The 21,525-nt window shown below is 46.6% G+C and carries 19 protein-coding genes; 3 read left to right on the forward strand and 16 right to left on the reverse strand.

The window, feature by feature from the left end:
- Nucleotides 1-14 precede the first annotated feature (14 nt).
- From DW182_RS12725 to DW182_RS12740, 4 genes are all read right to left on the reverse strand, one after another.
- Complete coding sequence (locus tag DW182_RS12725; RefSeq protein WP_117707197.1) at nucleotides 15-1,106, reverse strand: nitronate monooxygenase family protein; 1,092 nt, start codon at nucleotides 1,104-1,106, stop codon at nucleotides 15-17.
- Nucleotides 1,107-1,258: 152 nt separating this feature from the next.
- Entirely contained in the window at nucleotides 1,259-1,543 is a 285-nt protein-coding gene (locus DW182_RS12730; protein WP_117707150.1) for an RNA-binding protein, read from the reverse strand.
- A 378-nt stretch (nucleotides 1,544-1,921) separates the two neighbouring features.
- Nucleotides 1,922-2,473 carry a GNAT family N-acetyltransferase gene (locus tag DW182_RS12735; protein WP_118295770.1) on the reverse strand — a complete coding sequence of 184 codons (552 nt, stop codon included), beginning with the start codon at nucleotides 2,471-2,473 and terminating at the stop codon, nucleotides 1,922-1,924.
- A 21-nt stretch (nucleotides 2,474-2,494) separates the two neighbouring features.
- Nucleotides 2,495-3,499 carry an HPP family protein gene (locus DW182_RS12740; RefSeq protein ID WP_118295771.1) on the reverse strand — a complete coding sequence of 335 codons (1,005 nt, stop codon included), beginning with the start codon at nucleotides 3,497-3,499 and terminating at the stop codon, nucleotides 2,495-2,497.
- 151 nt (nucleotides 3,500-3,650) lie between these two features.
- Here DW182_RS12740 and DW182_RS12745 point away from each other — a divergent pair, with 151 nt between their 5' ends.
- Nucleotides 3,651-4,844 carry a sugar MFS transporter gene (locus DW182_RS12745; RefSeq protein WP_117707147.1) on the forward strand — a complete coding sequence of 398 codons (1,194 nt, stop codon included), beginning with the start codon at nucleotides 3,651-3,653 and terminating at the stop codon, nucleotides 4,842-4,844.
- Here DW182_RS12745 and DW182_RS12750 read toward each other — a convergent pair.
- The 9 genes from DW182_RS12750 to DW182_RS12790 form a co-directional block, all read right to left on the reverse strand.
- Complete coding sequence (locus DW182_RS12750) at nucleotides 4,841-5,989, reverse strand: aldo/keto reductase (RefSeq protein WP_117707146.1); 1,149 nt, start codon at nucleotides 5,987-5,989, stop codon at nucleotides 4,841-4,843. The genes DW182_RS12745 and DW182_RS12750 overlap by 4 nt on opposite strands.
- A gap of 397 nt (nucleotides 5,990-6,386) precedes the next feature.
- Entirely contained in the window at nucleotides 6,387-7,331 is a 945-nt protein-coding gene (locus tag DW182_RS12755) for an EamA family transporter (protein ID WP_118295772.1), read from the reverse strand.
- On the reverse strand, nucleotides 7,298-8,476 hold the full coding sequence (locus tag DW182_RS12760) for a MalY/PatB family protein (RefSeq protein WP_118295773.1): 1,179 nt from the start codon (nucleotides 8,474-8,476) through the stop codon (nucleotides 7,298-7,300). Before DW182_RS12760 ends, DW182_RS12755 begins: the two co-directional genes overlap by 34 nt.
- Nucleotides 8,460-9,359, reverse strand: coding sequence for a DUF3737 family protein (locus DW182_RS12765; protein ID WP_118295774.1), 900 nt, complete (start codon nucleotides 9,357-9,359; stop codon nucleotides 8,460-8,462). Before DW182_RS12765 ends, DW182_RS12760 begins: the two co-directional genes overlap by 17 nt.
- A 13-nt stretch (nucleotides 9,360-9,372) precedes the next feature.
- Complete coding sequence (locus tag DW182_RS12770; protein ID WP_118295775.1) at nucleotides 9,373-9,900, reverse strand: cyclophilin-like fold protein; 528 nt, start codon at nucleotides 9,898-9,900, stop codon at nucleotides 9,373-9,375.
- A 13-nt stretch (nucleotides 9,901-9,913) separates the two neighbouring features.
- Nucleotides 9,914-10,942: an alpha/beta hydrolase gene (locus DW182_RS12775; protein ID WP_118295776.1), complete on the reverse strand. Its 1,029-nt coding sequence runs from the start codon at nucleotides 10,940-10,942 to the stop codon at nucleotides 9,914-9,916.
- 183 nt (nucleotides 10,943-11,125) lie between these two features.
- The gene (locus DW182_RS12780; RefSeq protein ID WP_118295777.1) at nucleotides 11,126-12,331 is read right to left on the reverse strand and encodes an MFS transporter; all 1,206 of its coding nucleotides are present in this window, start codon (nucleotides 12,329-12,331) and stop codon (nucleotides 11,126-11,128) included.
- A gap of 245 nt (nucleotides 12,332-12,576) precedes the next feature.
- A complete protein-coding gene (locus DW182_RS12785) occupies nucleotides 12,577-13,191 on the reverse strand; it encodes a flavodoxin family protein (RefSeq protein ID WP_118295778.1) in 615 nt (204 codons plus the stop codon).
- Between the two features lie 98 nt (nucleotides 13,192-13,289).
- Complete coding sequence (locus tag DW182_RS12790; RefSeq protein WP_118295779.1) at nucleotides 13,290-14,471, reverse strand: iron-containing alcohol dehydrogenase; 1,182 nt, start codon at nucleotides 14,469-14,471, stop codon at nucleotides 13,290-13,292.
- A 631-nt stretch (nucleotides 14,472-15,102) separates the two neighbouring features.
- Between DW182_RS12790 and DW182_RS12795 the strand changes: the two genes are divergently transcribed.
- Together DW182_RS12795 and DW182_RS12800 are read left to right on the forward strand one after the other, a co-directional pair.
- The gene (locus tag DW182_RS12795) at nucleotides 15,103-16,005 is read left to right on the forward strand and encodes an AraC family transcriptional regulator (protein ID WP_118217073.1); all 903 of its coding nucleotides are present in this window, start codon (nucleotides 15,103-15,105) and stop codon (nucleotides 16,003-16,005) included.
- Between the two features lie 2 nt (nucleotides 16,006-16,007).
- Nucleotides 16,008-16,904: an AraC family transcriptional regulator gene (locus DW182_RS12800; RefSeq protein ID WP_118295780.1), complete on the forward strand. Its 897-nt coding sequence runs from the start codon at nucleotides 16,008-16,010 to the stop codon at nucleotides 16,902-16,904.
- Here the strand turns inward: DW182_RS12800 and DW182_RS12805 are convergent.
- From DW182_RS12805 to DW182_RS12815, 3 genes are all read right to left on the reverse strand, one after another.
- Nucleotides 16,901-18,031, reverse strand: a complete 1,131-nt coding sequence (locus tag DW182_RS12805) for a VWA domain-containing protein (RefSeq protein ID WP_118295781.1) — start codon at nucleotides 18,029-18,031, stop codon at nucleotides 16,901-16,903. The two genes, DW182_RS12800 and DW182_RS12805, sit on opposite strands and share 4 nt — an antisense overlap.
- Nucleotides 18,032-18,041: 10 nt before the next feature.
- The gene (locus DW182_RS12810) at nucleotides 18,042-20,375 is read right to left on the reverse strand and encodes a DUF5682 family protein (protein WP_118295782.1); all 2,334 of its coding nucleotides are present in this window, start codon (nucleotides 20,373-20,375) and stop codon (nucleotides 18,042-18,044) included.
- 65 nt (nucleotides 20,376-20,440) lie between these two features.
- Nucleotides 20,441-21,520, reverse strand: a complete 1,080-nt coding sequence (locus DW182_RS12815; RefSeq protein WP_115502828.1) for an AAA family ATPase — start codon at nucleotides 21,518-21,520, stop codon at nucleotides 20,441-20,443.
- Nucleotides 21,521-21,525: the final 5 nt, after the last annotated feature.

A 21,525-nucleotide genomic window follows, 5' to 3' on the forward strand; every position in this document is an offset into this window, starting at 1 on the left:
TATCGAATTGTTTTTTAAGTTTTCATTTTCGCTGGGACTAATTGGCAGGTTGCTAAAAGAAATTCAGTGTTCAATGTACTTATCACCTCTTTCACACTGCGTATTTTGTCGGAGAGGAAAGCGTTGCTGCCTGCAAATGCATATCCTCTTTTCATATTGCCTTTGGCTGCATTATACAATGCCTTGATGATGCAATAAGGGCTTTTCTGATAGTCGCACGTCTTGATGCAATGGAATGAGCAGCACTTGGGCTTTTCCTGGCCTTTTTCCACATTGCGGATAAACTCTCCGTCGATGGCTCGTCCGGGCATACCTACAGGACTTTCGATGATGAGAACATCTTCGGGCTTGGAATGAATATAGACCTCTTTGAAAGTTTCCGAAGCATCACACTCCTGGGTAGTTACGAAAATACTTCCCATCTGTACGGCCGAAGCTCCCAGTTGCATGAACCGTGCAATGTCTTCACCTGTGGAGATTCCACCTGCGGCAATTACGGGAATGCCTTTTCTTTCCTTATAACTTGTTGCGATAGCTACTACTTCGGGTATCAATGCTTCCAGAGCGTATTGGGCATCTTGCAACTGTTCTTTCTTGAATCCCAGATGCCCTCCGGCTTTGGGGCCTTCTACTACTATGGCATCAGGCAGATAATTATAATTCTTCTCCCATTTGTCACATATTATTTTTGCAGCTCTTGAAGAAGATACGATGGGTACTAACTTCGTTTTGCTTTCCGGCGTCAGGTATAAAGGTAAATCGAGAGGAAGTCCTGCACCGGCAAAGACTACGTCGATTTTTTCGCTTATGGCTGTGCGGACCATTTCTGCATAATTGGAAAGAGCCACCATGATGTTCACTCCGAGGATTCCTTTCGTTTTTTGGCGGGCTTTGTGAATTTCTTCTTTAAGTCCGCAAATGCATTTTTCGGTATAGTCGCCTTTGCCTTTGGGGTATAGCAGACCTAAGCCTGCACATGAAATAACACCTATGCCGCCTTCATTGGCAACGGCTGATGCTAAGCCGGACAATGAAATTCCGACTCCCATTCCACCTTGTATGATAGGTGTTTTTATCTCTATATTTCCAATAAAAAATGGTTTCATAAAATTGATATTGTAACAAGACTGCAAGCGGATAAATATACTTCTGGTATTCTATTCGTTTAGCGATGTTCTTTTCTTTGTATTGTTGTTTTTGATTGATAAAAAGCAAGAACAGAAGATTATATCTCCTGTTCTTGTTTGTAGGGTAGACATTAATAACGTCTGGAATTATATCCGTTGTTGCGGGGTCTTTCTTCGCGAGGGCGTGCAACGCTTACTGAAATCGTTTTCCGGTCGTATTCTGCTCCGTTGAGTTCGTCAATTGCTTTTTGTCCTTCTGCATCGTCGGTCATTTCTACAAAACCGAATCCTCTGGATCTTCCGGTTTCTCTGTCCATAATAACTTTAGCAGAAGAGGTCTCTCCATACGCTGAGAATAATTCGTTCAAGTCGGCATCATTTGTGCCAAAGCTTAAACCTGAAATGTAAATGTTCATTTGAAATTTTAATTAAATAAATACTAATGTAAGAGTGAGGGGATAATTAAAGGAGAGGTCTGCTTAATAAGATATAAAAAGGAGAACTATACGATAACGATTCGTAACTCAAACTGCGACAAAGGTAATACAATAGTTGGATACGGCAACTTTTAATTCATGATTTATTAATAAAAAAGCGATAATTGTTTTTTATTTGCATTAGAGTTTCTTATGGTATATTGCGCTTTTCTTTAAAGATGAAAAACTTTTCTTTTCTAAGGCTACACCCTTTTCTCAGGATGGCTACACCTTTTGGGGTAAAGGGTGTAGCTATCCGAGATAAAGGGTGTAGCCCTTTTTTATGTGCCTTACAGGTACTCGTGGGCAGTATATTGACTAGATATTTGCCAAGGATATTTTATATAGTACATGTCTGCGTAAAGGATGACCGGGACTGACTAATGGGTGATTGAATTCCTTATTTTTTACCATACCTATCTTTTGCATCACACGCTCCGAGCGTTTGTTGGGGAGCGAGGTGAAGGAATATAATTCTTTCAGTCCCAATGCCGTCTTTGCATATTCCAGACAGGCAGAAGCGGCTTCGGTGGCGTATCCTTGATTCCAGACTTCGGGGAGCAGACGCCAGCCTATCTCTACGGCTGGGGCAAAGTCTACATCGAACGTAACGTCATGCAATCCTACATAACCGATAAATGCAGGGGCTTCTTTCTTTTCTACTGCATATAGTCCGTATCCGTTGGTAGAGAATTCTTTCTGAATACGATTATAGAAATCGAGGGTTTCCTGATAGGAAAGTTTGTTGAGGAAGAACTCCATTGCCTTGTCATCACTGTTCAGTCGGGCAAAAACGGGGATATCTTCTTCTTTCCAGTCGCGCAGAATCAGGCGTGGGGTTTCAATGTATTGTTTGGGAGATGTTTTCATATTGTTTTTCGAGGAGGATATTTATGATTGCTGTTTTCGTTTTCTGCGGTTCATATATTCACGTAAAAGAGTAGGGGTGGCACAGAAAATAATTTGCGCCCGACTCCATTGGTAGCATTTCTGGAAGACGACCATTGCGATAGTAATGAATAGCGCTGCACCGATGGATGCTTGTAAAGGTAACCATGCCAATCCTTCTTCCGGCAGCAACATGGGGATGAAAGCCAGTGCCCCGGCGGGAGCAAAGTATTTTCCTGTCCATTCGAAGATGAAGAATAAGGATGCTGCAATGCATAAGGCAATGACGGTTGCCGGCAAGTGGAGATGACGGTATCCGATAATTTGAAATACGGTTCCCAGCGTGGCTGCGGTAGTCAGGAACAGGAATACTTGTGTGGGACGGTTCCTGAATCCTGCTTTGGAATTTACCATTTCCGCAAAAGTAACCATTAGCGGAGGCAATATCATATAAGGATAATCGGTGCTGACGGCAAACATGGATATGAGTCCCACAAAGCATAATAGGGAGAACCATCTGAACAACTCTCTCTTACCGGGTTTTACGGAACTATTCTCCGGTATCCGGCTTCGTATTCTGCATCTCTCCATAATGATTTGCACCGCTACCACCATTGTTGACATCGAAAAGACGGCAATGGGATAAATGACGCTTTCCGTGTGGAGTAAAACGGGTAGCACGCAGGCGGAAATCAAAGGAATCAATGTAGCCCGGCTCATCAGCAGACAGGCGCCGGCGAAAGCAAATGCGAGGCATAGGTTGATTACATAGTATAAGGGCGAGTATCTCACGATGCAAATGCCAGCTACAGCTCCGAGAGACATCAGCAGGATAATCTGCCAACGGCTAACGTTCCACACTCGTTTATCAATAATCAGAAGACCCACAATCAGTGCCGTCATCTCGGGAAATAGAATTTCCTTTTCACCCGTCCATTCCGCTAAACCGACCATTATCAGAATCATCATTAATGATACCAGATATCTTATTTTCTTTTTAGCTTCCATCTTATACTATTTAATACAGGCACAAAGTTACGGGAATTTGCCGTACTATGAAACTTCTTGCCTATCTTTGCGGCCGGAAAATTGGCCGTGGCATCTCTAGCCCGCATGGAAATCCGGGTGCAGCGTCACGCTGCTTATAAGAAAATTCTGTATGCAAAATTTGGTAAAGAAGGAATATCGGATTCCTTTTATTTTGGTTACTTCCCTGTTCTTTTTATGGGGATTTGCACATGCCATACTGGATGTGCTGAATAAACACTTTCAAGATGTGCTGGTTATTACACGTGCCCATTCGGCATGGGTGCAAGTGATGTTTTATCTGGGATACTTCGTGATGGCTATCCCTGCGGGACTGTTTATCAACAAATATGGCTACCGTAAAGGGGTGGTCTTCGGTTTGCTGCTTTACGGGATAGGCTCCCTGCTTTTCATTCCCGGAGAATACTGGATGTCTTTCAATTTCTTTCTTTTCTCCCTGTTTGTCATAGCCTGCGGACTGGTGTTTCTGGAAACAGCCGCTAATCCTTACATGACGGAGCTTGGTGACCGTGAAACGGCTGCCAGCCGTCTTAACTTGGCGCAGTCATTCAATGGCTTGGGCTGTATATGCGGGCCGCTTATCGGTGGGTTGTTATTATTCTCGGAAGGGGGTGAAAGCAATATATCCTTGCCCTACACATTGATGGGAATTATAGTGCTGATGGTGGCACTGGTGTTCTATAAAATCCGTCTGCCGGAGATTGTGCATGGAGAAGATGAGGAAGAAGTGGGCGAGGACGGAGCACGTGGGCTTTGGTCGCACAAGCTGTTTATTTTCGGTATTGCTAGTCTGTTCTGTTATGAGATAGCGGAGATTTCAATCAACAGTTTCTTTATTAATTATGTGGTGGATGATGGTTGGATGAATGCCCGTGATGCTTCTGTGGTGCTTTCGTTCGGTGGTTTGGGATTGTTTATGTGCGGTCGTTTTGCCGGAAGTTGGATCATGCGGTATATCCGGGCGGAGAAGGTGTTGTTTTTCTGTGCGGTGGGTACGGTGGTTACTACGGCCTTGGTGGTGTTTGATCTGGGAGTTTTATCATTGGTAGCCCTGTTCATGGGATATGCTTTTGAAGCTATCATGTTCCCCACCATCTTTGCACTTTCACTGAGAGGATTGGGGAACTATACCAAGCGTGCATCTTCCTATCTGATGATGTCCCCCATCGGAGGAGCGGTAGGACCGCTCATGATGGGGTATGTGGCTGATCAGACCAATATGTCTTTCTCGTTTATTGTTCCGTTGCTTTCGTTCGTCGTGGTGCTGCTCTATGCGTGGAAAGTGAAACAGCGTTCGCTCTGCTAATATCCGAATTTCTCCGCAGCCTTTTCCATCTGTTCGATGATGGCGACTCCGAAGGGACAGTTCGTTTCGCATTGCCCGCACTGGATGCACTCTGAGGCGTGGTGTGTGAGGGCTTTGTAGTGCTCACGCACAGTCTCGGGTATCTCGTTCTGGGCAATGGTCAGGTTGTAGTACTTGTTCACGCTTGCTATGTCGATGCCTACGGAGCAGGGAGCGCAATGTCCGCAATACATGCAATGGCCTTTCCAGGTGAACTTTTCCATGCCTGCCATGACGGCGGTGTAATCTCTTTCTTCTTTACTGGCGGTGCACCAGTCGATGGCTGCCTGCATCTCATCACAACTTCTGCACCCCACCATGATGGAGGCAACAGCCGGACGGGTCAGTGCATATTCGATGCATTGCACCGGAGTCATAGCTTTGCCAAAGGGTGAGTTGGTTTCACTTAGCAAATCTCCGCCGCCATATACCTTCATCACATCGAGTCCTACACCTTTCTCTTCGCACAGTTCGTAGAGCCTTTCCCGTTCCGGATCTATGTTCTGCAGGGAGTGAGCATAGTTTTCATCGGCCCATAAGTCATCTACGTTTTCAGTGGGCGGTTGCAGGTCGTAGCAAGGATTGATGGAGAACATCAGCACTTCAATCAGTCCGCTTTCCACAGCCATACGTGCAACGGTGGGGTTGTGGCTGCTCAGTCCGATATGGCGGATTCTGCCTTCTTCCTTCAGGCGCAGGGCCAGCCGGATGACGGGACCGTTGAATATTTCATGAAAGTCTTCTTCACTGTCCACATAGTGTATCATGCCGATATCCAGATAGTCGGTATCGAGGCGTGCCAACTGGTCTTCGAAGGAGGCGATTGCCTTGTCGATGTCGCGTGTACGCAGATATTGGTCGTTTTCCCAGGTGGTGCACAGGTGTCCTTGGATGATAAATTGCTCACGGCGGCCTGTCAACGCTTTGCCGATGTTGCTGCGTAAATCGGGGTTGGAGGCATACATATCAATAAAGTTGATTCCCTTACTGATGGCGAAATCCATTTCTGCACATGTCTGTTCTTCTGTTTTGCCAACGAAACCTTCGCACCCTAATGCGATGGCGCTGACTGACAAACCGGTATTTCCTAATGTTCTATATTCCATGATGTTTTTCTGTTTCTAAAATACGCTTTTGCGAAGTTACTAATTTATGCGAATCGGTAGTTTTATTTAGTTTATTATTATTAGGTTATGAACTAAAAAAACAGGGTAGTGGTGTATATTGTCTACAAATGATGTATGTTCCTAAAACAGTCGTATACTGAACCTAATTCAGTCGTATACTGAATGCCATTCAGTCGTATACTTAATAGGGTTCAGTCGTATACTGAATAGGGCGTGGTTTAATGATGTTGATAATCAGAAAGTTATAAAAACCTGTATTGCTGTTGATAAATTCTGACAAATCTCTGCGATATATAGCGTAGCTACTTTATCACCCTATCACCTTACCACCTTATCACTCTTTCTCTTCCTTTCTATCCGGAGAAAACGGAGACGTTTATATGGGTTCGGGTGGTTGTTTCTTCTTCTGTTTCCTGCTTATCAGCATGACTCCCAGTAGTATGATGAACAGTCCGCCCAATTGGATGAAGGTCACTTGTTCGTTTCCCATGGTTACTCCTAAAAGTACGGCAATGAACGGATTGACATAGGCGTGGGTGCCGACTTCTGCCGCAGGCCGCACTTTCAGCAGCCAGACGTAGGCAGAATAGGCAAGCAGGGAACCGAAGAATATCAGATAAGCCAGTGACAGCCAGCTTGCAGATGAAACATTCAACAAGTCGGTCCTTTGCATATCTCCGTTCACAGCACTGCAAATCCAGAACATACCACTGGCGAAAAGCATCTGCCAGCCTGAACCGGCAAACGCATTTACTTCTTCTTCGCGGGAAGAACGGTATTTGGCATACAAGGTGCCCAGTGCCCAGGATATGCATCCGAAAATAAGAAGTAAGATTCCGCGTTCACTGTGCGGATGCAGGTTTGCTGCATTGAGTTGTTCCAAATAAAGCAAAATGACGCCCCCGAAACCGATGATTCCACCTGCGATTGTAAGAGGATTGCGGAGATTAGTTTTCCACATTGGGGCATCCAACAGCAGAATCCAGAGTGCGGTGAAAGAAGCGATGATAGCTACCAGGCTACTGGTTAAGTAGCGTTGTGCCAGCATCACTACGGCCATATCTATGAACAGCAATACAATTCCGCTGACGGCAGAGCGCTTTATCAGGCTTCTCCTGAATATTTTCTCTCCCTGTAAATGGCATATGCTGAGAAGTATAAGTGCGGCGGCCGTAAACCGTAAAGCTCCGAGCAGAAAAGGAGGCAGGTCCTTTAATGCTACACCTATGAAGAAATAGGTAGATCCCCAGACTACATAGATAAGGAAATAGCCGGTAATGATACCGGTTATGTTCCTGTTTGCTTTATTCGGTTCTTCCATTGCCTAAACCTTTCTAAACCTTCTGTTAATACTTGCCGGGGGCAGGCTATGTTGATGCGGACAAAGCCTTCTCCGGTGTCTCCGTACATGCTGCCTTCGTTCAGCCAGAGTTTTTCCTGTTCCAATAGCGAGGTCACTATATCTTCCGAGGTACGCTTTAATGCGGAACAATCCACCCACACAAGGTAAGTACCTTCCAGCTTCGTTACGGGAAACTCCGGCAGATGTTCGGCGAAGAAACTTCTCAGGTAGTTATAGTTATCGAACAAGTACCTTTTCAGTTCTTCCAGCCATTCTTCCCCTTCGTTATAGGCGGCTATCAAAGCTTCCACTCCGAATGGATTTACGTCGCAGACTTCGTTCACATTGATGGCTTTGTCTATCTTCTTGCGTACATCGGCATCAGCGGACACGATGTTGGCAATCTGGACTCCTGCCAGGTTGAACGCCTTGCTGGGGGAAATGCAAGTGACGGAATTCATCAGGAACTCCTGCGATATGGAGGCGAAAGGCGTATAGGTATATCCCGGAAAAACCAGTTCACAATGAATTTCATCCGCTACTACCGTTACATGATTCTGGAGGCAAATCTCGCCGATGCGTACCAGTTCCTCTCGGCTCCATACTCTTCCGGCAGGATTGTGAGGGTTGCACAATAGCAGGAGTCTGACTTTACTATCGGCAACCTTCTTCTCCAAGTCATCGAAATCAATCCGGTAAGTTTCGTTTTCATAAATCAGTGGATTGGAAACGATTTCACATCCATTGTTTCGTATGGACGAAAAGAAACAATTATACACCGGAGTCTGTACCAGGACTTTGTCGCCGGGGCTGGTCAGGGCTTTTATGATTGCCGACAGCGCCGGTACTACTCCGGAGGTATAGATAATCCACTCTTTTTCTATTCTCCAGTCGTGGCGTCTTTTGAACCAGTTGATCGTTGCATTGTAGTAAGCATCGGGCACACGGACGTATCCGAAGATGCCATGCTCCACCCGCCTTTTCAACGCTTCCGTCACGGCGGGTGCTGTGCGGAAATCCATATCGGCTACCCACATCGGCAGTACACCCGGGGGAGTGGCAGAATCCCATTTATAGGAATTCGTGCCCCGGCGTGGAATGATTTCATCAAAGTTGTGCTGCATATTGCATCTCTTCTTGCGTTTCGTCAAAACAGGTCTGGTCGTCCCAAAGTTTCAGTTTGCGATTGCCGGGGGCCTTGATGTTCTCGTCTATGATGACGGCTCCGTAACTTTCGGCCGTGATGCTTCCCGTGCGTGGATTCTTTATGCTGTGAACCGGACCTTTGATGGTGGCCTGGAGGCTGCTGTATTCAAATGCAAGGTCGGCATCGTCGGCCATTGTGCAGTTTTCCATAATCAGGTCGTGGGCATAACAGAGTGGTTGCGTGCCTGAAATTTTGCAGTTCACCAGACGCAGGTTTCTGGAATGCCAGCCCAGATATTCGCCATTCAGTTCGGAATCATACACCGTTACGTTTTCCGTATTCCAGAAGGCGTCTTTGGAGTTGATGATGGCATTGCGGATTTCCACGTTTTTGCAATACTGGAATGAGTAGTTGCCGTTCTGGCTGTAATTTTCAATGCGTATGTTCTCACCGTGTATGAACAGGTAATCGGCTTTGTCAATCTGTACGTTTCTGAGTTCTACATTGCGGCAAAACCAAAGGGTTTCCAAGGCATTGGGAAGTTGCACGTTTTCCAGTTTTATGCCGTCCATTTCGCGGAACATCTTCGGTGCTTCCACTACGGTATCCGTCATTTGTACATTCTGCGAGTACCAAAGTGCGGCACGGGCGCCTTCTGTGAAGAAACAGTTCTTTATGGTGAAGCCATTGTTGTGCCAGTATGGGTATTTCCCTTCGAAGCGGCAGTTCACTGCCACAATATTGCTACATTCTTTCAGTGCGGACTCGCCTGCATGGATGGTTACATTTTCCAGTTGGAGGTCGTGAGTGGCAAACAGAGGGCGTTCGCCTCCGAATTCTTTGTCTTTGATAATTTCCATAATTTCTTTGTTTTTATTGTAGTTCGAATGTTACGGTTACACTGCCCGAACCGAGGGCGGATGCCAGTTCCGAAGGGTTATTTACACGCCCCAGGCGAGTGTAGCTGTAGGATGTTGAAAAAGTCTCATAGAAAAGTACCAGACAGGAGCCGCCGTAAAGCATCAGGTCGCCCGTGCGGATGGTTCCCGGGTTGGAAGATGCGGTAGGCAGGTTTCCCGATAGGTAGAAGTACTTTTCGTTGCCGTTCAGTTCGGACATGTTTATGGTCATAGGCAGTAATGCCTTGAAGGCTGTTGCCGCCGCATTGTTTTCCAGTGTGGCATTGAATGAGGCGGAGCCGACTGTTATTTTTAGATTGTTGCTCATAGGGTTATCGTCATCATCGTCGTCATTGCCGGGATTAACCGGAGGCTCATCGTCGTCTGTACTTCCCGGAGGTATCTGTTGCCCTGTTTCGGGTATAGGAGCATCGTCGCTGCATGATGTGCCCCAAACGGACAATGTCAACGTCATAAAAATGAGTACTAAGTAATATTTCATAATCTTCACGGTATTATTTCAGGTATTCCTTAAAGAAAGAGTCCAGCTTGTCGAAAGGGATGAGGCTGACCCGGTCGTAAAGGTCCACATGGCCTGCACCGGGCACGATGTATAATTCTTTGGGTTCGGCAGCCTTGCTGTAGGCGTCTTCGCTGAATTCGCGTGAGTGTGCATTCTCTCCGGTGATGAAAAGCATGGGGCGCGGTGAGATGGTTTCGATATCGGCAAACGGATAGAAGTTCATGAACTTCGTGTTGCTTGCCAGGGTGGGGTGCGTGGTGGTCAGGGATGTTGCACCTTCGGGGGTGAATTCTCCGCGTTCTGTACGGTAGAATTCATAAAACTCGCGTTCAATCGGAGAGGAGTTTGCCGTCAGTTCGTGTACGGTGCCGCCGGTATATTTCGTTTCTCCGCCCAGAAATTCTACATAACGTTGTTCGGCGGCTTCGGCAATGATTTGTTTCCTTTGTTCTAGGGTCAGTGCGTGTTTCAGTCCGTTGCGGCTTGCTGTACCCATATTATACATGCTGATGGTTGCAATGGCTTTCAGGCGCGGATCGATTTTTGCCGCACTGATGGCGAAACTTCCACTGCCGCAGATACCGATTACGCCGATACGGTTGCGGTCGACGAACGGGCGTGTACCGAGGAAATCGACTGCTGCGCTGAAGTCTTCCGCATAAATCTCCGGAGAGACGCTGTTGCGTGGTTCTCCTTCACTTCCTCCCCAAAAGGACAGGTCGATGGAGAGGGTGACGAAACCGCGTTCGGCCATCTTGATCGCATAGAGGTTCGCACTTTGTTCCTTGACTGCTCCCATCGGGTGCCCGACGATGATTGCGGGATACGTTTCTCCTGCTTTCATATCTTTGGGCAGGAAAAGGTTTCCGGCCACTTTCATTTTGTACTGATTGGAGAAGGATACTTTCTCCATGTTTACTAAATCACTTTTGTAGAAATTGTCTGCATCGGTTTGTGCCGAAGCACTACCTACGCCGAGCATCATAAAGGATGCCACTACTGAAAATAATATCTTTTTCATATTTTCTTTGGGTGAATGATTAATGAGAATTGATGTCTATTACTTACATTGCAAAATTACGGTGTAAAAGTGATACTCTTTGTAGATGGATTACAGACATAATAACCCAAATTACAGATTATCGCATTGTATACAGAAAACATAGACAAATACTTCTTTTATAATCGCTTATTTAAAAAAGCTTCATTGTACTACGACTTTCAGTTTTATTGTTTTCGAAGATTGCACCGTGCGAATTCTCAGAACAACGAATATTATGCTGACCGCAAGAAACAGCAAAGAACCGATTACGGAATAGCGTGTATCGAAGAAAGTGATAAATGCTCCGCAGGCTGCCGCACCCACCGTTGTGCCCAGATTGGCAGATAATAGGAACAAGCCGTTAGCGAAATCCGGAGCTTCGGGAGCAGCTTCGGTTATCATATACTGCATGGTGTTTTGCCCGTATCCTGCCAGGATACCCAGAATCAGGATAATGACAGCCATTGCCGCAAGCCATTCCCCTAAAATGAATATACATATATAAAAGGTGAATAGTGCGAACGGAATGAAAGTCGTGTTGCGTATCGGGTTGGTGGCTAACTGTTTTCCTGCAATGACGTTTCCGATAATATTGGCAAGCCCGTATATCAGCAGCAGGACGCTGATGGCACTATAAGAAACTTCCGTAACCGTTCTCAGATAATCAGACATATAACTGAAGAATCCGAATAAAGCACCGTTTATCAGGGTGACAGCAATAATGGAATACCAGATAATCTTCTTTTTCAGCACATTGAGTTGCGTACCGTAAGATAGCTTTTCTTTAACGGGCATGGAGGGTATGAAAAGGATGGTGGCCACAAATACCAGCGCATTCACCACCGTGAAAAACATCATTCCCATTGTAAACGACACCTCACTCGCTATGTAGCTGGTCACCGGTACACCCAATACCATGCCGGCGGATACTCCGATAAAAACTTTGGCTACAGCCTTCGGAGCTTTCTCTTTGCTGACAGATGCAGCCGCTACCGTGAAAGCCATCGATACATATACAGGATGAAGGAAAGCCGGAAGGGCACGGGTTATCAGTAGTAGGGTAAAGTTGGAGGTAAGCATCGAAATGATGTTGCTCAGTGTGAAGACTCCCAGTGCCAGCAGCATGACTTTTTTCCGGTTTATGCCCGAGAAAAGTAGCGGCATAATGGGGGCTGATATAGCCACTACCAATGCGAATATACTGACCGTCCATCCTGCTTCGGGAACGGTTACATGGAAATGCTCGGCTATCAGGGGGAGGATTCCAATCACTCCCATTTCCGTATTGATGATTCCGAAGACTCCTGCGGTAAGGATGAATACGAGCAAAGCACCCGAATCGGGTTTCAATCTATTAGTCTGTCTCATAAATTATATGGTTCTTTGATACATTGATTTCTATACTGCAAAGTACGGAAGAACTCATACAAATCTTGGTAGATAGATTACGGGAGTGATAACCCGAATTACAGATTATGGGATGCTGGAGAATAAATAGATAGCTATTACCCCCTTTATTCTGAAAATAAAAGCGCAAACAGACTATGGAAACACATCGTTTCAGTCTGTTTACGCTTCTCTGTGAGAACTCAATGGTTCTATTATGATTTCAATTAACGGATAAAGTTTGTCCGTACCAAAGGTTCTGCTTCCGGGTGCTTCTGCCCGTCAGCCGTATTTTTCAATAACCAGGCCATATTTATGCCTAACATTCGCATAGTCTGTAATCCTTCCGCATCTTGCAGGACATCGCCCGGCATCATTCCATGAATAATATTCCAATATTGGGAAGAAACAACAGGCATGTGGTTTATTGTGAAATACTTATTCAATCTGTCAAGAGTAGCACTGGCTCCACCTCTCCGGCAAACAGCTATTGCCGTAGCCGGTTTGTACTCCATCAACTCCGAGCTTGAATAGAAAAGACGGTCTAACAGGGCGCACAGCGAACCATTGGGACCAGCGTAATAGGTCGGTGAGCCTACTACCAGTCCGTCAATACCTTCTTCCAGTTTCTGGCGGATGTTGTTGTACAATTCGTCTTTAAAGATACACCGTCCCAATTCAGTACAGCGGTTGCAGGCTATGCAACCTTGTACGGCTTTTGTTCCGATAGAAATGATTTCTGTTTCTACTCCGTTTTCATTCAGCGCCTTTGCTACCTCCGATAAAGCCAAATGTGTATTTCCGTTTTTCCGGGGACTTCCATTTATCAGTAATACTTTCATCTTTTTTCTTCTTGATATTAATTATATTCGTCAGACTTTGAAGCGTATATTTATATTAAAAACACTGGCATGACTTATAAGGTTCGCCCATCCATCCATCAACGATAGGATTTGTCGAAGATTCCCGCGCAATCTTCATCCGTCATTTCGCAAGGATTGGCAAGGAATAATCCTCCCTGCATGGAGCGGGCACCTCGGGCAAGCGTCATGGACTCTTCTTTCTTGAATCCGTAATCGCTCATCTTCAAATCGGCCACACCGCAATCCTCCTGCAATTTGACAAGTGCCGTGATGAAATCTTCCGGCTTGTCGGCATTTTCAATGCCCATTGCTTTTGCCATTTTGATGAACTGTTCGTCGCAGGCATGACGCTCGATGAAGAACTCATAGAAAGCTTTGGAAATCATAATCAGCCCTGCGCCGTGAGGAAGATTATGATGGTAGGCACTCATGGAGTGTTCCATGGAATGTTCGGCCGTGGTGCTTGTCAGTTGCATGGTGATGCCTGCCAGCGTGCTGCCGTATGCAACGTGTTCTCTTGCTTCCATATCATTTCCGTCTCTGACTGCACGTGGCAGGTATTTCGTGATATTCTCGATGGCGGACAAGGCGATGGCTTCGCTCAGGATATTTACACCGTTGCTTATCATTACCTCTGTGTTGTGGAACAAAGCATCGAATCCTTGGTATGCCGTATATTTGGCGGGGACGGTTCGCATCAGTTCCGGGTCTACGATGGCAAGGACGGGAGTCAGTTCCGGTGCGCCGAAACCGATTTTCTCATTCGTGTCGGGATTGGAGATAACGCCCCAGCAGTTGATTTCGGAGCCTGTTCCTGAAGTTGTGGCAATGGTAACTATGGGCAAACCCGGATTTTTCAGTGGCATTGCTTTGCCGGTGCCGCCAAAAACATAATCCCATAAGTCGCCCGGGTTCGTTGCCATTGCCGCTATTGCGACTGATGCATCGAGTACGGCACCTCCTCCGAGAGCCAGGATAAAATCGCAGGCATTTTCTTTGGCAAAGGCGGCGCCTTCCATGATAACGCTTTTGTACGGGTTTTCCATAATCTTGTCGAAGATGGCATACTCGATGCCGGCCTTTTCTAATTGTTCAATCGTGCGGTCGAGCGAACCGTTGACCTTGGTCGACTTACCATTTGAAATCAAAAGCAGGGCTTTCTTGCCGGGCATTGTCTGCTTGTACAGAGTGTTCAGTTCGCCTGCGCCGAAGAGGATGCGGGTAGGGTTGTAAAAAGAAAAATTCATTCTTGTATTCATACGTCTTTCAGTTATTTAATTTGTAATCGTTTTAATGGTTCTCCATAGGGAACTATCGGATGCTGCAAAATTAGCTGTCTTCATGTTATTGCAGGATACCCGGATTACAGATTGAATAACCCTTTTTACTGTTTCTGCTTCTTCTTTTTTCGATATGAACCAAATGACAAAGAAATATTCTTTTACGAAAAGCAAATATCTAACCTGGAACATATATTTAGGGTACCTCAGTCGTATACTTAGGGTATCTCGGTATACGACTGAGGTACCCTAAGTATACGACTGAGATAGTCCCTATTTATATGTGCTCATAATCAAACTGTTACATTTCGTCGCTTAATTGGTAAGAAATTTAAATAAATAAACAGAAAGCATCTCACTCATTTTTGTAGGGTTATGAGGTAAATGAGTGTTTCAATATTGAGTAAATAGAGTATCTCAATTCTCCTCCTCCATCGGAGGAGGAGAATGAAGATAGTACTGCTTTAGCATTCGCTTCATGTCTTATCATTAATGTATGTAATGAATGAAAGTTATACCCCAATTACAGATAGTATAACCCTTATTACAGACACCTTATTATTCTGAAAAAATAATTCATATCTTTGCTGCTGTTCAAATACTTAGGATTATGGAAAAGGTTATAAATCTGGATAATGTGGACCAGTACAACAATTTGTACGGACTTGAAACATTGCACCCTTTGGTAAGCGTTGTCGACCTTACGAAAGCGACGCGGGCGGTCAATCAAATACAAATGCATTATGGTGTTTACGCACTTTTTCTGAAGTTGGCAAAGACTTGTGATATTAAGTATGGCCGCCAGTCTTATGACTATCAGGAAGGTACTATTGTCTGTTTTGCACCCGGACAGACGATTAGTGTGAGTACGGTTGGTGACCAAATCAGCCAGCCCGTTTACGGTCTCGTCTTTCATCCCGATTTGATTCACGGGACTTCACTTGGGAAAACGATAAAGAACTATACCTTCTTCTCTTATGCAGTGCATGAGGCTTTACACCTGTCCGATCAGGAAAAAGAAACCGTGATGGACTGCCTGAAGAAAATCAGCATCGAACTGGAACATCCCATAGACAAGCATAGCAAGTCATTGATTGCAATGAACATAGAACTCTTGCTCAACTATTGCATGCGTTTCTATGAACGCCAGTTCATCACCCGCAGCAATGCGAATAAAGATGCCTTGACGAAGTTCGAACAACTGTTGGATGAATATTTCCAGAGTGGTCTTCCGATGCAGGAGGGATTACCGTCAGTGAAATATTTCGCAGACAGGATTTATCTTTCTCCCAATTACTTTGGTGATATGATTAAGAAGGAAACCGGGAAAACACCCCAGGAACATATACAGACAAAGATTATCGAACTGGCCAAAGAGCATATCCTCGGAGCGGAAGAAACCATCAGCGAGATTGCTTACAGGCTGGGATTTCAGTATCCGCAGCACCTGAACCGCCTGTTTAAGAAGCGCGTAGGCTGCACCCCGAACGAATACCGACTGCAAAATTCATAGCTTTGAAAAAGGATATATTGAATATAGAGACCGTACATCAGTGTAATTGTTGCCTGGGCAACAAGACACTGCATCCGCTGGTGAGTGCTATTGACTTATCCAAAGCCAACGTGATGCAACGTACCATCAAGTTCGACTTTTACACCCTGCTATTGCTGGAAAGTGAATGTTGCGACTATATCTATGGACGTAAATACTACGACTATTCCAATGCCACCCTGTTGTTTCTGGCTCCGGGAGCATCTATCGATATGAATGACGGGAAGGTTCTTCCCCAAAAAGGTTGGCTGCTGGCATTCCATCCGGACTTTCTGTGTAATACCTCTCTGGAGCAGCACGTCAGGCATTGTCCGTTCTTCTTTTACAGTCCCAATGAAGCGTTGCATCTGTCGTTGCGTGAGAAAACGAAAGCTGTGGAGTGTTTCTGCAATATTGAGCAGGAACTAAAGCATGCGATAGACTGCCATAGCAAGGTTCTGATTTCAAGATATATAGAATTGCTGCTGGATTATTGTTCCCGCTTTTACGAACGCCAGTTCATTACGCGGAATGAGGCGAATAAGACAATATTGTGCAAAATGGATACGCTGCTGGATGAATATATCCGCTCCGGGCAGTTGAAGACCAAGATATTGCCGACCGTAAAGTATTGTGCAAATCTGCTTCACTTGTCGCCACGCTATTTTATGGACCTGTTGAAGTTTGAAACGGGGAAGAACCTGGACGAATATTTCCAGTTGAAAAGGATAGAGATAGCCAAGAGAATGTTGTCCGCCAATGAGAATACCGTTAGTTCGGTTGCTGAAATATTGGGCTTTTCAAGCGTGCAATATTTCAGCAACCTGTTCCGCAAACTGGTGGGGGTAGCTCCTAATGAATACAGGCTTTCACAGAACTAAGTGCTTTTGATGTTCTGCGATATCCACATCCCTATATCTTGTTTGCTAAGCGCTGCCGCCATGAGGTCGGGAAATTTATCGGGTGTACAAGCGAAAGTCGGTACACCGATATTTGCCAGAAACTCCGCATGGCTCTTGTCGTAAGAGGGGGCGCCGTCGTCATTCAGTGCAGGCAGCACGATAAGTTGCACACCACTGTTCACTAAAGATACGAACTTCTTGCGCATTTCCCGGGCATCGCCACCTTCATACAAGTCGGTAACCAGCACCAGTACCGTATCCTGCGGACGGGTAATCACTCCCTGGCAATAGGTCAGGGCACGGGCAATGTCCGTACCTCCACCCAGCTGCACACCAAAGAGAAGGTCTACCGGGTCTTGCAAATCGTCGGTCAGGTCTACAACTGTTGTATCAAATACCACCATCCGCGTGCTTACTGCCGGAATGGAAGCCAGCACCGAGCCGAATATTCCGGAATAAATCACCGATGTTCCCATTGAACCGCTCTGGTCCAGGCAGAGGATGATGTCTTTCATCGCTTTCCGCTTCCTGCCGTAACCGATGCGCACTTCCGGAATAATCGTCTTATATTCCGGCTGATAATTTTTCAGGTTCTTGGTGATGGTGGTTTTCCAGTCTATTTCGTTATAACGCGGATTTCTCCGGCGGGCAGAACGATTGAGTGCTCCCGTTACAGCCTGTTGGGTAGGGGCGGAGAGTTTGCGCAACAGTTCATCCACCACTTTGCGGACTACCTGTCGTGCCATATCCTTGTTCTTTTCCGGGATTACACGGCTGAGCGACATCAGCGTAGCTACCAGATGCACATCCGGCACTACGGTTTCCAGCATTTCCTTTTCCGTCAGCAGTGAGGTGATGTTTAGTCGTTTGATGGCATCGCGTTGGATAACTTGTACCACCGTCTGCGGGAAAAACTCGCGGATGTCTCCCAGCCAACGGCTTACTTTCGGGGCGGACGAGCCGAGTCCGCCGCGCCGGTCACTGTCGTACACAGCTTCCAGAGACTGGTCGATGCGTTGCTCTTCCTGCGTCAGCGTGATGCCTGTACCGTCGGCCTCGTTTCCACCCAATATCAGGCGCCATCTTTTCAGATATTCTTCTTCCATAGTTTACTCTTTACTTCGTTTCAATTCCTAATAATTGGCGGATCAGCGGGATTACTTTGGCAGCTTCCGCTTCATTGTGAGCGGAGACTGTGACCGTCTGCGTCTGTATGCCGCCTGCACCGCTTGCTTTGGCCTTCTCGCCCAGCTTACGGCGTTCCGGTGGGGTGAACTCACTGAATGTGCGTTTCAATATGGGCAGCAGTTCCATGAAAGTCTCCTTATCCTGCCCACATACCCAGTTGTTCACAAGATTCCAGAGGTTATCGTCCAACAGCAGGATGGCGCCGGAAGAACGGAGAAATCCTTCGAACCAGTATGCCATGTCTGCCGGAGCGTTGCCGACAGAAGAATAGTAACTGAGGGTGTTCTGTGCCTCTTCCGATGAGATGTCCCCTTTGTCGTTCAGTAAGCGTGTGGCATAGCCGGACAGCAACGGATGCACATTGACGGAAGTACGCACCTGGCGAATAAATTCAAGCCACATGGTGTTCAGTTCCGGATCGTTAAGGGTAGATACCGCATAGTCCGTAGACACCAGTTTGTTGAGAATATCCGCCGCCGCCTCTTCATCGACATTGATGCAGACAAGCACGCCACCTGCAAGGATACGGGCAATCATGGCATGAAGCATATTGCCTACTTTGGAGAAATCCAGATTGCGCACATTGCCATAGCGGACGATGCTGACCAGGTCGGGAACGGCTTCCATCATTTCGATAATATCGGTAGAGGCAGCTGAAAGACGGTCGAGTTGCACGGTCATGGCATCTACTAAATCCGGTAGATTGGCGGGAATCACCCGGTCGAGCAGATGGGTGAGTTCCGGAATGTGCCTTATCTCTCCGGTCTGTTTGAGTAGATACTTTTGGGTGGCTTCTTCCAGTGTATTTCCCCAGATGGCTTTTTCGATGATGCTGATGATCTGTTCCGGTTTGTGGTAAAGCGTCCATTTTTCCTTGAACGTACCTTTACCGTCGGAACTGCTCGGGATGGCCCAATCTATTTCTAAAAGGTGCAGGCGGTGGAAGAAGATACTTCTTTCCAGATCGTTCGGTTTACGAAGGTCGAGCGTCAGTTTTTTGATTTCAGCGGTAAACGGAACGCGCAGCCGCTTTTGCGTCTTTTCCACATCTACCAGCAGGGGAACTTTGGGAACATTGTCTGGAACGCGTCCCAAACGGTCGCTGATGATAAGTTCTTCTTTGATGATTTGCAGGAGGATGTCGTCGCCAAAGCCCATGACGGTGGTGATGGCTTCGTTGAACTCTGCTAGCGAAGGGGCGGGGAGGTTACGCAAAGCAGCCGTCACCTGTGCCAGACGAACCGTTTCGATGACGTGGGCCACTGAAATATCCATGTTCTTCTTGCGGAAAAGCGAGGCGGCCTGACTGATCCAGAGGGTACCATCATCTTCGGGATGATGCCAGAGATAATGATACCAGCCGGGAGACTCTATTCCCGCTCCATACCCGCTGCGGAAGGAGAGGCGGTCGTAGGTCCAGGGTATCCAGGTACATTCCACTTTTACTTTGGCGAGTCCTTTCAGCAGTTCATTGTCTTCTTTCACTTTGGGCATATTTTCAAGTGCAGGCACATGCCAGGCACCACAAACCACGGCGATACGCTTGAAGTTCTCTTTCTGTGCCGCACGTATCATCTTGCGCATCCAGGCTTCACGGAGCAGGTCGCGGGGAGAGGTCTGTTTGGGAAGTTCTTCACGTAGTGCGGTGACCGCTTCTTGCACTGCCAGAAATACGTCGGCACTGTCTTTACGGTGCTCGATGGTAGTTTCCCACCAACATTCGCCATCCGTATATCCGGCGGCTTCCGCCAGATAGTCGAAAGGGTCTTTGTATATATCGGTGGTTTCCTCTTCGGTTTCGGAGGCAGTTTCCTGTTCTTTTGCACTTATTTCCGCTTCTTGAATGTTTGTTTCCGTTTCAGCAATAACTTCCTGTGCCGTCTTTTGTCCTTCCGGTTCGTCCTGCGGCGTTTCGTCTTTTTCTTTTTCCGCGGTTTTCTGATTCAGCGCCATAGAATGTGTCAGGGGCAGATCGAAGAAACGCAACGGCACTTCATTGCGCATTGCATAGCATATCGTCTGCCACTCCGGAGAGAATTCGGCGAACGGATAGAACACAGCATTCTGCGGCTGGTCGGGTTGATAGGCAAGCAGGGCAACGGGCGGTTCCATTTGCTCGCTCAATGCACATGGAAGCAATGTCTCAGCTTCTGCCGGACCTTCCAGAAGGATGAGGTCAGGTTTTAGCTCCTGCAAGTATTCCAGTACATTCCGGCACGAACCGGGACCGTGGTGTCTTATTCCTAATAAATGAATGGACATTTTTTGAGTCTTTTAGTTCATTAAGATTTTATTTGATTAACAGATGGTTTATAGAGTAACTCACGTTAAATCATATCTCTTGAAGCCCGGTAAATATCTTTCCATCCATCGCGGTTCTTCACAACCGTTTCCATATACTCCTGCCATACCACTTTATCCTGTACGGGGTCTTTCACCACTGCACCCAGAATCCCCGAAACAAGGTCTTCGGCATGTATCTGCCCGTCTCCGAAATAACCTGCCATAGCCAGACCGTTATTCACCACGGAGATAGCCTCAGCCGTACTCAACGTTCCGCTTGGGGTTTTCAGTTTCGTCTTTCCGTCATTGGTAGCTCCCTGGCGCAGTTCGCGGAAGATGGTAACTACCCGGCGGATTTCTTCAAGGGCAGGTCTTTCTGCCGGAAGCTGCATCACCTTTTCAAAGCTCTCCACACGGCGGCGCACAATATCTATTTCTTCATCAATGCTATCCGGTAGGGGCAGGATAACGGTGTTGAAACGACGTTTCAAAGCGCTTGATAAATCATTGACTCCTTTATCGCGGTTGTTGGCAGTAGCAATGATATTGAATCCCCGTATTGCCTGTACCTCCTTATTCAATTCAGGAACGGGAAGCGTCTTTTCAGAAAGAATCGTAATCAGCGTATCCTGCACGTCCGAACCGATACGGGTCAACTCTTCGATACGTCCTATCTTGCCCTCTTGCATTGCTTTCATAATCGGTGTTTGCACCAAAGCCCCTTCACTCGGCCCTTCCGCCAGCAGGCGGGCATAGTTCCATCCGTAGCGAATCGCCTCTTCTCCTGTTCCGGCAGTACCTTGCACTATCAGCGTGGAATTGCCGGAGATGGCCGCAGCGATATGTTCGCTCACCCAGCTCTTTGCTGTACCGGGAAGTCCGTATAGCAGCAATGCGCGGTCTGTTACCAGGGTAGCTACTGCTATCTCCATTAGGCGACGGTTACCTATGTATTTAGGTGAAACCTCGAATCCGTTCTTCAGTTTGCCACCCATCAGGTAGGTGACTACCGATTGCGGAGACATCTCCCAGTTTTCGGGAACAGAGTTTGTTTCATTTTTTTTCAGTTCGTGCAGTTCTTCTGCGAATTGCTGTTCGGCATGTTGTCTAAGTAAAGTACTCATATTGT

It is taken from the genome of Bacteroides sp. AM16-24 (genome assembly GCF_003471885.1).
In the GTDB taxonomy this organism is placed as follows: Bacteria; Bacteroidota; Bacteroidia; order Bacteroidales; family Bacteroidaceae; genus Bacteroides.